Raw genomic sequence first — 12,953 nt, forward strand, 5'->3', positions numbered from 1 at the left:
GCGGACCGTCGCCGACCAGCACCAGACGCGCGCGCTCGCGCAGCTCCGGGGCCGCGCCGATCATTGCGATGAAGGCGCGCGTCAGCATCAGCTGGTCCTTGACCGGCGCCATGCGGCCCACGGTGCCGATCAGCCAGTGCACGGCCGGATCGAAGGGGCAGCCGGGAATGGGCTCGGCTCGCTGACGCTGGAAGCGCTGCGTGTCGACGCCATTGACGAACTGGCTCACGCGCGCCGGCGGCACGCCGACCGGGCCGGTGAGGTACTCGCCCAGGTCGCGCGACAGCGCGATGTAGTGCGAGACGAAGGGCTTGTAGAAGCGGCGCACGCGCTGGTAGGCGCGGTTGCGGCCGTCCAGGTCGCCGACGTCGCGGCCATGCTCGCCGTGGATGCGCACCGGCACGCGCGCGGCCCAGGCCGGCAGCTGCACCTCCAGCGCCGCCAGATTGCGGCTGTGCACGATCGCGGGCTTGAGCGTGCGGAACAAGCGGTACAGCTTCGGGTAGAGCCAGAAGCCCTGCCCCGGCGGCTTGTTCAGCGCATAGCACTCGACGTCGTCGCGCTGCAGGCGCTTGCGGAAATCGGTGACCTCGGTCAGCGCGACGATCGCGTGCCGATAGTCCTTCGCCGGCATGTGGTTGATCAGGTTCACCACGCCGTTCTCGAGACCGCCGGTGTCGAAGCGGTACATCACGTGCAGCACCAGCGGCCGCTCGTCGGCCACGGCCATCGCGCGCTCGACGCTCATGCCGGCGCTCATCGCGCGGCTCCCGTTGCCGCACCGCGCTGGCCGGCATCGCGCACCTGGCGCAGCTCGGCGTCGATCGCGGCCCAGTGCTGGCGCAGGAAGGCCTCGAGCCGGCGCGGCGCCTGCTCGTCGGCCTCGGTGTAGACCAGCACCAGCGCGGCGTCGTCGCCCTGCCCGCGCAGCCGCTCCAGCGCGCCCCAGACCCGCGCGCGCCAGGCGCTGGTCATCGGACGGCCATTGATCCAGTAGACATGCCACATCAGCATCCGCGGCGCGGTCACCGCGTCCAGCGAGGACGCGCGCACCTGCGTGCTCAGCAGCGGGATCGCCGCGGCGGCGCGGCCGTCCGCGCCGGCCGGCACGACGTCCACCGTGCCGCGGTCGGTCACGGCCCACTGCTTGTTCTCCGGCGACACGACCGCGTTGCTGGAGCTCACCAGCTTGCGTTCGTAGTCCTGGTCGCGGAAATACTGCAGGTGCAGGCCCACGCGCGGCTGGTTCGCCGGTCCGGTGAACTGCTGGTGGCGCGTGGCATTGGCGCCTTCGAAGTCGGGCGTCCACGCGTCCGAGGGCACGACCTGGGCCTGCCAGCCCGGTGCCGCGGCCACGGCGGGCAGCGTGTCGATCGGGGCCGAGTGGCCCTGGCGCAGCCAGGCCCCCGCGGCCACGGGCAGTGCGACGGCCAGCAGCACGGCGACGGTCGCGCCCCAGCCCCTGGCCAGGGTCGCGGGCGCGGCGGCCTCGCGGGCCGGTGGGACCAGCGGCAACTCCGGCTGCGACCAGCGCGCGCCGATCAGGAACATCGCCAGCATCACGACGCCGAAGAACAGCCAGCCGTAGATCAGGTGGTCCACGCCCACCGCCAGGGTGTTGCCCGACAGATGGCCGATCATGACGATCAGGTAGGCGCGGGCCCAGTTCGCCACCAGCGGCAGCGCCAGCGCGAAGGCGATGAAGCCCAGGCGACGCCGCGTCGAGTGGTAGCTGAGGTAGGCGTAGAGCGTGCCCACCATCGCCGAGGCGATCAGGTAGCGCACGCCGGAGCAGGCCTCGACGACGGACCACTGGCCGCTCGGGATGATGAACTGCAGGCCTTCCTGGTAGACCGGCAGGCCGCTGAGCCGCAGCGCGAGGACGGTGAACTTCGCCGTCCAGTCCATCAGCTGCGGCAGCAGGAACTCGCCCACCGGGACGCAGAAGAAGAGGAAGCCCAGCGGGAAGGCCATCTCGCGCGCGACGCGCCAGCCCAGCACCGCCGGCACCAGCAGCACCAGCATGGCCACCAGCGCGAACTGGGTGGCGGCGTTGATCGCGGCGAAGTCGGCGAACAGCCAGATCGCGCCCAGCAGCGCGATCGGCAGCGCCAGCCAGGGCACCGGCCGCGGCGTCAGCGGCGCGACCATTTCGCTCCGGCGCCAGGCCAGCCACAGCGCGATCGGCGGCACCAGGAAGGCATGGGTGAAGGTGCCGGAGCGCCACCAGATGGTGACCATGCCCAGCGCAGTGTGGCGGTACAGCAGCAGCAGCGCGATGGTCAGCAGGACCAGCACCGCGAGTGGGCGACGCCACGCCGAGGGAATGCCCCGCTCGCCAAGCGCCGACGGGGTGGTTGCGCTCATGTGAGCCCCTCGCCCGCGGCCAGCCGCAGTCGGTCCCCCGAGGGGACGCGAGCTTGCTTGGGACGGCCCTGCGCTGCGCTCATGCCGCCTGTCCCTGCGCCGTCTCGCGCGGCAGGTAGCCGTCGAGCTTGGCCAGATGGGCCTGCCAGCTGAACTGGCGCAGCACCCGCTCGCGGGCCTGCTGGCCGATGGCTTGGGCGCGCGCGGGTGCGCTCAGCAGCGCGTGGACCAGCTCGAGGTAATCGGCGGCGCTGTCGGCCGAGAGCAGGTCCTGGCCGGCCAGCACGCCATCGGCGCCCAGCGCCTCGACGCAGCTGCGCGCCGCCACCACCGGCCGGCCGACGGCCATCGCCTCCAGGATCTTGTTCTGCACGCCCCGCGCCAGCCGCAGCGGCGCCACCACCGCGGCCGCGTGCTGCAGGTAGGGCCGCACGTCCGGCACCGTGCCGGTGACACGCACCGCGTCGCCGGCCAGCGCCAGCACCGCCGGCGTCGGCGCGCGCCCGACGATGGTGAAGCGCAGCGTCGGCCAGCGCTGGCGCAGCTGCGGCAGCACCTCGGCGGTGAACCACTGCACCGCGTCGACGTTGGGCCAGTAGTCCATCGCGCCGGTGAAGACCAGCGGCAGCTCGTCCGCCTCGAAGGGGTTGGCCTGCTGCGGCAGCGGCGCGAAGTAGCCGCTGTCGACGCCGTTGCTCAGCGCCTCGATCGGCGCGCCGGTGGCGGACAGACGCTGGAACAGCGCCTTCTCGCCCTCGGTGACGAAGAAGGAGCAGCGCGCCTGCTCGGCGACGCGGCGCTCGTAGGCGAGCAGCTCGCGGCCCTCGCGGCGATACAGCCACGACATCGGCCAGCGGTGCGCCTTGGCGTAGTCGGTCCACTTGGCCGAGTCCACGTCGACGAAGTCGATCAGCATCGGCACCGGGCCCGCGATCTCGCGCAGCTGCTCGGCGTACTGCGCCATCGTCGACGAGAACACCACGACCGCGTCGAAGCGCTGGCGCCGCGCGAGCTGCGCGATCCAGTCGCGCATCGCGCGGTGGCGGTAGTAGGGCAGGCTCAGCGCCTCGCCGGTGGCCAGGCCGCGCAGGCTGGCCACGCGCGCCAGCAGCGGGTTCAGGTCGGCGGCGAAGACCTCCTCGCACTGCGCTTGCAGCGCCGGCACATGGGCCCAGTCCTCGGCATCGTCGACGAAGGTGCCCAGCCACACCCGGTGCTGCGCGGTCAGGTGCTTGAGCAGGTGGTACGAGCGCAGCTTGTCGCCCTTGTTGGGCGGATACGGCAGGCGGTGGACCAGGTAGAGGATGTCGGCCACGGCGCCCTCCTCAGCCGAGGCTGCGCACGATGTGCGGCCCGAGCCAGTTGGCCACGCCGATCGGCAGCCGGCGCCAGGCCTTGATCATCAGCTGGTACTTGGCATTGCTGGGGTTGTTCTGCGGCACCGCGTCGCGCTTGTAGAGGCGGTACTCGTAGTTCAGCGGCGTCGGCTCGAAGCCCCAGTTCTTCTTGAACGCGTAGCTGCCGGTGCCCTGCTTGCTGCGGCCGTAGTCGAAGACCTTGAGCCCGCGCGCGCAGGCGCGGCGCATCAGCTCCCAGTACTTGAAGTCGTTGGCGGCCAGGTCGCGCGCCGCGACCGCGTCGCCGGCGTAGTACGGCAGCACCTCGTCACGGAAGTAGAAGCTCAGCACGCCGGACAGCGGCTCGCCCTGCGGGCCGGTGACGATCAGCACCTCGGCCGCGTCGCCGAACTCGTCCAGCAGCGCCTGGAAGTAGCGCCGCGGCATCGCCGGCGTGCCGTGGCGATGGACGTTGTCCGCGTACAGCGCGAAGAAGCGCTTCACGTCGCGGTCGATCTCCGCCTTCAGCGCGTTCTTGATGCCCTTGCGCACCATCGCGCGCTGCTTGCGCGGGATGGCCAGCATGTTGGCCTCCTCGTCCTCGAGGATCTCCTTGCGGAAGGTGACGTACAGGTCCTGGTGCGGCCAGTCCTGGTGACGGCGCTGGATGTTGCGCAGCTCCAGGTGATCGGGCGACAGCGTCTGGCACAGGCGCTGCGCCATCTGCTCCAGGTGGTCGCCGCCTCGGGCGTCTCGGCGGCCACGCCGCCATAGACGGCGAAGGGCAGGCTCACCAGCGCATGGCCGAACAGCCGGCTCTTGACCTCGGCCAGCGGCAGCACGCCTTCGATGCGCCCGTCGCGCTCGACGTAGAAGAAGAAGCAGCGGTGCTTGAACTGGCGCTGGATGACGCGCTGCCAGCCCGAGAGATGGAAGAAGGTCGCGGACGGGCAGCCGCGCACGAAGTCGTCCCAGCGCCGCGCCGTGGCGGCGTCGTCGACGCGCAGCTGCTTGACCTCCAGTGGGGCCGCCGCGCCCGCTCCGGAGGATGCGTGGGCGGAGGCCGGGGCGCCGCGCTGCGTGTCGACGTCCGGGAGGGCCGGTGCTGCCGCGCTCATGCCGCCTGCCGCTCGGCGCCGGCCGGCGCCAGGAAGAGCTCGTCCATCCGCGCCCAGGCGAAGTCGCCGAGCAGCTGCGCGATGCGCGACTCGGTGCGGTCGATGTTGACGTAATGGCGGAAGCGCGTCTTCGCGTCGATGCCGGGGATGCGCGGCTGCGCCGGATCGATCTCCCACGGATGGAAATAGAAGACCGCGCTGCGGCCCTCGATGCGGTTGAAGCGCTCGATCATCCAGCGGGTGACGCCGTAGGGCAGCAGCCGGAACCAGCCGCCGCCGCTGCTCGGGTAGTTCTTGCCCCGGAAGCGCAGCGTGGTCACCGGCACCTCGATCAGGCCGGGGCGCACCTCGTGGGCGAAGCGCGGCGCATCGGGCATGCCGTAGTGGTCGTGCTGGATCGGATAGACGCTGGAGCTGTAGCGGTAGCCGCAGTCGCGCAGCACGTCGAAGGCCCAGAGGTTGTCCTTGCCGATCGAGAAGCTCGGCGCGCGGTAGCCCTTGACCTCGACACCGCCCAGGTCCTCGAGCAGCGCCTTCGCGTCGCCGACGTCCTTCAGGAAGGAGGCGTGGTCCAGGTCGCTGGCGCGCTCATGGCCGAAGCCGTGGCTGGCGAGTTCATGGCCGCGCGCGACGATCTCGCGCACCAGCTGCGGATAGCGCTGCGCGATCCAGCCCAGCGTGAAGAAGGTCGCTTTCACGCCCTTCGCGTCGAGCAGGTCCAGGATGCGATGGACGTTGCGCTCGACGCGGCATTCGCGCGCGTCCCAGTCGCCGCGCGCGATGTAGGGCGCGAAGGCCGAGACCTGGAAGTAGTCCTCGACGTCGATGCTCATCGCATTGCGGATCACCGTGCGGTTCGGGCTCATCGCATCGCTCCCACCAGTTTCTGCAGCAGCGCCAGCGTCTGCTGGTTGATCCGTTCCAGTCGCATCAGGCTGTCCTCGATGCGCTGCAGCCGCGCGTCCTGGCCGTCCAGGCCCAGGCCGGCGAGTTCGTCGGCCAGCGCGCCGAGTTCGCCGTTCATGCCGCCCTGCCCCACCCGCGCGCGCAGCCGCGACAGGTCCAGGTCGACCGCCAGTTCCGCGCCGGACGCATGGCCGTTGAGTTCCGAGGCATGCAGCGCCGGCGCGGGCGCCGAGGCCGATTCCTTGGACAGGTCCTCGACCACCTCGTCGACATCGGCCGCGGTGAGGTGCGGGTTCTCGTGCATGAAGCCCAGCAGCAGCAGCCGGTCGCACAGCGTGTTGATGCGGCGCGGGATGCCGTGACTGGCACGGTGCAGTGCGGTGAAGGCGTCGGCGTCGAAGCTGGGCTTGCCGGCGGCGCCGGCGCACTTGAGGCGGTGCTCGATGTAGCGCTGGGTGTCCTCCTCGTCCAGCGGGCCGATGTGGCAGCTCGCCGCGATGCGCTGGCGGAACTGCTCCATCTCGGGCCGCTGCAGGATGGCGCGGAACTCCGGCTGCCCGACCAGGAAGGTCTGCACCAGCGACTGGTTGCCGAACTGGAAGTTGGACAGCATGCGCAGTTCCTCGACCGCGCGTGCGGTGAGGTTCTGCGCCTCGTCGACGATCAGCAGGCAGCGCTTGCCGCGGCTGGCCTCGCTGACGAAGAAGGCCTCCAGCGCCATCAGCAGCTCGCTCTTGGGCAGGTCCTTGACCCGCACGCCGAAGGCCGCGCCCACCAGGCGCAGCGTGTCCTCGGCATCCAGCTGGGTGGTGACGACATTGCCGATGACGACGTTGCTGCGGTTCAGGCTGTCGAGCAGCCCGCGCACCAGCGTCGTCTTGCCGGCGCCGATCTCGCCAGTGATGACGATGAAGCCGTCGCTGCGCAGCACGCCGTAGTCCAGATAGGCCTTGGCGCGGCGATGCTGCTTGCTGCCGAAGTAGAAGCTGGGGTCGGGACTGAGCTGGAACGGCTTGCTGGCCAGCCCGTAGAAGGCCTCGTACATGACGGTGACTGCTTTAGAAGCGCTGGGTCAGCGATGCGTAGATCGCGTGTTCCTGATAGCTGTTGGCGAACAGGCTGGTGTCGTCGAACTTCGTCTGGCGCAGGCCGAAGGCGGCATCGCTGCGCGGCCCCAGCCGGAGCGTGAGGTTGGCGGTCAGCGACCGCATGTCGTTGCCACCGACGCCGTCGCCGCGGGAGTTCTGCCGCGAGTAGCTCAGGTTGGCATTGGCCAGCGGGGTGAGGCGGTAGCCGACCGAAACCGTCGCGCCGCGCTGGCGCACCCGGTCGGTCAGGGCCAGGTCGCCGCTGCCCGTCGGGGCGGTGTTGATGCGCCGGCTGTTGTTGTCGTTGGCGCTGAAGGTCGTGGTGAGCCGCGGGCCGCTCCAGATCAGCGACACGTCGGTGCGGCGCTGCAGCGTCGCGGTGTTGCTCAGGAAACCGGCGCCGCTGAACGAGTTCGGGCTCAGGCCCAGCGCCGCCAGCAGCGCGCGCACCAGCGCGTCGCGCTTGACCGGGTCCGGCTCGGTGCCGCTGAACTGCAGGTCCAGCAGCTGGTAGTTGGTGGCCTGCGTCGGCGTCTCGCCGGTGTTGACGCTCTGGCTGCTGTTGACCCGCAGCGCGAGCTGCGACATGCGGTGCTCGAAGCTCAGGTTGTGGCTGTTGCCGTAGCTGTGGTGCTGCCAGTCGGCGGCCAGCTTGGTCCGCGGCCCCGGCGACCAGCGCAGGTTGGCGCCGTAGACCGAGGTGGTCTCCGGGCCGAAGTAGTCGCTGCGCTCGCGCCCGCCAGTGACGCCCAGCATCCAGTCGATGTCGGGCACCCAGTTCAACGAGCCCACCACGCTGGTGGTGCGGTAGTCGATGCCGGTCTGCTCGAAATGCATGCGGCTGGTGGAGGCGTTGAGCCCCCAGTTGAGCTGGCGCCCGGCCGGGCCGGCCAGGTTCAGCATCAGCGAGCCTTCCTTGCTGTTGCCGCTGCCGCTGGCCGCGCCGGCACCGCCCTCGCTGGAGTCGCGCATCTGGCCGGTGGCCCGCAGCTCGAAGGTCGCGGCGCTGCCCAGCCGCCCGCGCCAGTACGGCGAGACCTGCAGCATGCGGGTCTCGGTGCGGTTGGGGCTGTCCAGCGTGCCGTCGGGCGACTGCTGGCCGAAGGCCGAGATCGCCTGCTGGCTGATGTTGCCGGTGACGTCGACGTACAGCGCCGTCTGCACCAGCTCCGCGGTGAAGCGGGTGCTGAGCTGGTTCTGGAGCCGGCTGTCGCGCTCGCTCTTGGCGTAGACGATGCCGTCGAGCGTGTAGTCGAAGCTGCCGCGGATCGCGCCGCTGCTGCTGGCGATCGTCACCCCCGGCGAGACGGTGGTGATGAAGGCGCGGTCGCGCGAGTTGTCGGGCGACAGCGCGAGGTTGTCGGTCCAGGTCTCCGAGACGCTGATCCGCGGGATCACCGCGATGCCCTTGCGCGATCCGCCGGCGGACGCGGCCTCCTCCTGCGCGACGGCGGGCGCCTGCGCCACGGCGGCGACCAGGCCCAGCGCGGCCAGGGCGACCCGGGACAGCGGCCGGCGGCGAAGGTCGAAGGCCCGCGTCATCGTGTCAGGCCCGGTCCGCGCCGGGTTGCGCGTCGCCCTGGCCGTCGGCCTGGCCATAGCCGTAACCGTAGCCATACCCGTAGCCGTAGCCATAGCCGTAGCCGCTACTGCGCTTGTTGCTGGCCTGGTTGAGCAGCAGCATCTTGAGCGGGCAGTGCTCGATGGCCGCGACGGCCTGCTGCACCGCGCTCTGCGGCGTGCGCTCGGCCTGCACGACGATGACGACCTGGCCCATGTGCGTGGCCAGCACCCGCGACTCGGTGGTCAGCAGCAGCGGCGGGCTGTCGAAGATGATGATCCGGTCCGGATAACGCTTGGCCATGTCGTCCAGCAACGCGCTCATCGCGTCGCTGGCCAGCAGCTCGGTGGCGCGCGAGTGCGGGCGGCCGCTGGGCAGCAGCGTCAGCTTGTCGACGTTGGTCTTGAGCAGGACGCTGGCCATGTCGGCCTCCTTCTCCAGCACGTCCAGCAGGCCGGGGCCGGGCGGCAGGCCCAGCATGCGCAGCATCGACGGGCGGGCGACGTCGGCGTCGACCAGCATCACGGTGTTGTCGAACTCGGCCGCGATCGACATGGCCAGGTTCAGGGAGGTGAAGCTCTTGCCCTCGCCGGGCAGCGCGCTGGTCACCATGATCAGGTTGGCGTGATTGAGGGTCGAGGCACCCTTGTTCATCGCGTTGCGGATCAGCGGGCGCTTGATGTTGCGGTACTGGTCCGCCATCACCGTGCGCGGCGCGTTCGGCGTCAGGAAGCCCTGCGCCGCGAGCGCGTCCAGGTCGAGCTCGACCCGCTTGGAACTCACGTCGCCGGGCGATCGGATCACCGCCGGGGCCGGGATCGGCACCACGGTCGCGGGCGCGGCCGACGCCGAGGTTGGTGTCGGCGTCACCGCCGGCGCGGCCGCGGTGGCCAGGCCGACGTCGACGCCGGCCTGCTTGAGTTGCTCGAGCCGCTGCGCGGCTTGTTCGATCAGGCTCGTCATGCGAAAACTCCCCTCACCCGGCCTGGCGGCTGATCCAGATGGCCATGCCGATCAGGCCCATGGCGTACAGGCTGACCAGGCTGCCCGACGCGACGCCGAAGCGCAGCAGGTCCACCTTGACGCGGCGCCGGTCCTCCGGCGTTTCCTGGCGCGAGACGGCGCCCAGGATCGGCAGCTCCAGTCGGTGGCGCAGTTCGTTGAGGTCGTGGAACACCGGGCGGATCTGGCTGGCCGCGAAGGCGGTGACCAGGCCGGCGCCGAGCGCCACCACCATGCCGGCGGCCAGCAGCATCAGCCGGTTCGGCGCCACCGGCTTGGGCGAGGCGCGCGGCGGGTCGATGATGCGGAAGTCGGCGACGCCCGAGGTGTTGTCCAGGTCGGTCGACAGCGAGGCCGATTCGCGGCGCTCCACCATCTCCTGGTAGTTCTTCTTGATGATGTCGTAGTCGCGGTTGAGCTGGGCGAACTCGGCCTCGAGCTGCGGCGCCAGCTTGATCGCGCCCTGCGCGGAGGCGTAGCGCGCGCCGAATTCGTCGACGCGGGCGCGGATCTGCGCCACCTCGACCTCCTTGGCGGCCAGGATGCGGGCCAGCTCCTGGTTGGCCAGGCTGTCATTGGGGCCGCCGGTGGGCACCGGGTTGGCCAGCGCGGCCTTCTGCAGGTCGGCCACTTCCCGCTTGCGCTGCTCTTCCAGGTCGCGGATCTGGCGCTTGATGTTGACGATGTCCGGATGCTGGTCGGTGTAGCGCTGCTGCAGCTGGTCCAGGCTGCGCTTGAGCTCGGCGATGCGGTTGTCCAGCTCGGGCGTCGCGAACTTCTGCGAGCTCTCCTGCATCAGGCTCTGCAGGCTGGTGCCGGGCTGGCTGCGCTTGCGCTCCATCTCGATCTGCAGCCGGGCGGCGTCGCGGGCGTTCATCGCCTCGCGCAGCTGCAGCCGGGCGGCCTCGAGCTGGTTGCTGGCCTCGGCCAGGCGCGACGCGGCGTCCTTGCCGTCGGCCTGCGTCAGCTGCAGGTTGCGCAGCCGGAATTCCTTGCGCCGCGCTTCGGCCTCCTCGAGCTTGGTCTCGTAGGTCTTGATCTGCTCGTTCAGGAAGGCCGCGGCGGTGGTGCTGTCCTTGCGGCTGGCGCCCAGGCTGGACTCCATGAAGATCGACAGCAGCGAGGCGACGACCTTCTTGGAGATCTCCGGCGAGGAGTCGCGGTAGGACAGCAGGTACAGGTTGTTGGCCGAGTTGCCGGCGGTCTGGATCGAGAGGTTGCGCGTGACCCGGTCGATCAGCGCTTCCTGGTCGGACTTGCTGGTGGCCTTGAGGTCCAGGTCGGCCATGCGGACCAGCTTCTCGACGTTGGGGCGGCTGATCAGCGTGCGGCTGAGCATGTTGACCTGCTGCTCGGTGTTGGTCAGCACGGCCATGCCGGACATCAGCGGCTTGAGGATGGATTGGGTGTCCACGTAGACGCGGGCGCTGGCCTCGTAGCGGTCGGGCACGACGAACACCACGATGGCGGCGGCGATGCCCACCAGCCAGGCGGCGATCAGCCCCGGCCAGCGGTAGCGCCACATCCGCTTGAAGACGGCCATCAATTGCGCGATGAGGGAATCCATGCGGCGATCTCGGTTGCGCCGGCGTCGGCGCCGGTCGAGGCCCGGTCGGGAACGGGCCGGTACTTCGGGAAACGGGCGGGACTGGCCGGGACCGGACCGGGCCGTCGCGCCGCGGGCGCGCGGACCGACCGGGCGGCGGTCAGAAGAAGCTCTGCGGAATGATCAGGATGTCGCCCGGGCGCATCTCGACGTTGGCGGAGACGTCGCCGCGACGGATCAGGTCCTTCAGACGCACCGAGTACTGCTTGTTGCCCTCGGCGGTGCGCAGGATGGTGGCGGAGTTGCCGGCCGCGAAATCGGTCAGGCCGCCGACGGCGATCATCACGTCCAGCAGCGTCATCTTCTGCTTGTAGGGCAGGAACTGCGGCTTGGCGGCCTCGCCCACGACGCGGATCTGCTCGCTGTACGGGCCGATGAAGCTGGTGACGATCACGGTGACGACCGGATCGCGCACGTACTTGCCGAGCTGCTTCTCGATGTCGCGGGCGATCTCGACCGAGTTCTTGCCCTGCACCGGCAGCTCGTCGATCAGCGGGGCGGCGATCTTGCCGTCGGGACGCACGGGCACGGTCAGCGACAGCTCCGGATTGCGCCACACGATGATGTTGAGGTTGTCGCCGGCGCCGACCACGTAGCTGTAGTCGGCCTGCGAGGCGGACACCGGCGCGGGCGGCAGGCTGCCGGTGGTCGAGCAGCCGGCCAGCACCGTGGCGATGGCCAGCAGCGCGGTCTGTGCCGCCTTGATGGAAGCGATCTTCAGTCCAGTGTTCTTCAACATGTCCACCCCTGCAGGAAGCTGCCCGGATTGCACCTCAGCGCGCCCGGGTGTGGAACCCCCTGGACTGAGGGCGATCCCTTCCTGACGTGATGGAATTCCGTGCTAGCGGAGCCCCCCGAATCCCCCTGCGGGGGGCCCTCGAATCCCTCCTGGATCGACCGGGAAAACCCCCGGTTCAGCGCCCGCGGAGCACCGGCTTGATCAGCGCGATCAGCAGGCGCTGCAGCGGATGGGAATTTCCGCCGGGCCGCCAGGTGTGCTTGAGCGTGCCGCGATAGGCATCGAAATGCATGCCCCAGGGCGCCGCGCGCAAGGGACCGCGATTCAGCAGCAGCTTCAGCACATTCGTGCCCATGACGCCGGCGCACAACTCGCAGGCCATGCCGGTCGACGGGCCGCGCCGTTCCTTGAAATTCACCGCCTCGGGGTCCACCAGATACTGCCGGCTGAGCATGGCCGGCGATACCCCGGCGATGAAGCGCGCATATTGCTCCTCGTGCGCCGCGCCCTCGACCTGGAAATAGTCCTCGAAACTCATCCCGGTGGGGCTGAAGTAGAGGAAGGCGGTGCCCATGCCCAGAGGAGCGGCGGTCATCGCGGGAATGCCCAGTTCGCGGCAGCGGCGAAACACCTTGCGGCGCACCTCCAGCACGAAGAAGTCGAGGCTGTCGACATACACGTCGACATCCTTCAGGAATTCATCGAGGTTGGCGTCGGTGACGCCGTCGCGGAACAGGCGGATATCGCTTTCCGGATTGATGTCGCGGGCCATTTCGGCGACGACCTCGATCTTGGGCCGGCCCATCGACGACATGAAGGCCGCGGCTTGCCGATTCATGTTGTGGACGTCGAATTCATCGAAGTCGGCGATATTGAAATTGGCGATCCCCAGACGCGACAAGGTCAGTACATGGGCGCCGCCGACGCCACCCAATCCGGCCACCGCGACGCGGGCGCGCCGCAGCCGCTGCTGTTCATCCCGGGTGACCCAGCCGATATTGCGCGAGAAGGCGCGGTCGTAATCGAAAGTAAAACCGGAGGGGGTGTCGCGGCTCATGGGGTCTCCCTGTATTCGAATCGCGTCCGCCGGCTCGCGGGACCGGTCTGCGGGACGCTGCCGCCGAGTATGCGCCTGCCGCCCTGACGGCCATCGGCCGAAAAACGGGACGAGAGCCCGCGCCGATCGCCCTCGGCCACACCCCTGCCCCACGCGTCGCGACACCCCCTCG

10 protein-coding genes and 1 pseudogene are annotated in these 12,953 nt (G+C 70.0%); all 11 read right to left on the minus strand.

Annotated elements, in window-relative coordinates; translation table 11 throughout:
• On the minus strand, positions 1 to 760 hold a 760-nt coding region (locus FUT87_RS18325; RefSeq protein ID WP_255511905.1), incomplete at its 3' end, for a glycosyltransferase.
• Positions 757 to 2,367 (minus strand): exosortase A, encoded by a 1,611-nt coding sequence (xrtA, locus tag FUT87_RS18330; protein ID WP_147241955.1) that lies wholly within the window; start codon positions 2,365 to 2,367, stop codon positions 757 to 759. The genes xrtA and FUT87_RS18325, both read right to left, overlap by 4 nt.
• A 79-nt stretch (positions 2,368 to 2,446) precedes the next feature.
• Entirely contained in the window at positions 2,447 to 3,682 is a 1,236-nt protein-coding gene (locus FUT87_RS18335) for a TIGR03087 family PEP-CTERM/XrtA system glycosyltransferase (RefSeq protein ID WP_091732851.1), read from the minus strand.
• Between the two features lie 10 nt (positions 3,683 to 3,692).
• Positions 3,693 to 4,822 (minus strand): annotated as a pseudogene (locus FUT87_RS18340) (FemAB family XrtA/PEP-CTERM system-associated protein).
• Positions 4,819 to 5,688 carry an XrtA system polysaccharide deacetylase gene (locus tag FUT87_RS18345; protein WP_147241956.1) on the minus strand — a complete coding sequence of 290 codons (870 nt, stop codon included), beginning with the start codon at positions 5,686 to 5,688 and terminating at the stop codon, positions 4,819 to 4,821. Before FUT87_RS18345 ends, FUT87_RS18340 begins: the two are co-directional and overlap by 4 nt.
• On the minus strand, positions 5,685 to 6,773 hold the full coding sequence (locus FUT87_RS18350; RefSeq protein ID WP_091732840.1) for an XrtA/PEP-CTERM system-associated ATPase: 1,089 nt from the start codon (positions 6,771 to 6,773) through the stop codon (positions 5,685 to 5,687). The genes FUT87_RS18345 and FUT87_RS18350 overlap by 4 nt, the downstream gene beginning before the upstream one ends.
• 13 nt (positions 6,774 to 6,786) lie before the next feature.
• On the minus strand, positions 6,787 to 8,358 hold the full coding sequence (locus FUT87_RS18355; RefSeq protein ID WP_186830612.1) for a TIGR03016 family PEP-CTERM system-associated outer membrane protein: 1,572 nt from the start codon (positions 8,356 to 8,358) through the stop codon (positions 6,787 to 6,789).
• A gap of 4 nt (positions 8,359 to 8,362) precedes the next feature.
• Entirely contained in the window at positions 8,363 to 9,340 is a 978-nt protein-coding gene (locus FUT87_RS18360) for an XrtA-associated tyrosine autokinase (RefSeq protein ID WP_147241958.1), read from the minus strand.
• A gap of 13 nt (positions 9,341 to 9,353) precedes the next feature.
• Positions 9,354 to 10,946 (minus strand): XrtA system polysaccharide chain length determinant, encoded by a 1,593-nt coding sequence (locus FUT87_RS18365; protein ID WP_091732827.1) that lies wholly within the window; start codon positions 10,944 to 10,946, stop codon positions 9,354 to 9,356.
• Between the two features lie 139 nt (positions 10,947 to 11,085).
• Complete coding sequence (locus tag FUT87_RS18370; protein WP_147241959.1) at positions 11,086 to 11,724, minus strand: XrtA/PEP-CTERM system exopolysaccharide export protein; 639 nt, start codon at positions 11,722 to 11,724, stop codon at positions 11,086 to 11,088.
• Between the two features lie 175 nt (positions 11,725 to 11,899).
• A partial coding sequence (locus FUT87_RS18375) for a ThiF family adenylyltransferase (RefSeq protein WP_310735251.1) occupies positions 11,900 to 12,953 on the minus strand: 1,054 nt, incomplete at its 5' end.

This window comes from Mitsuaria sp. TWR114 (assembly GCF_007997345.1).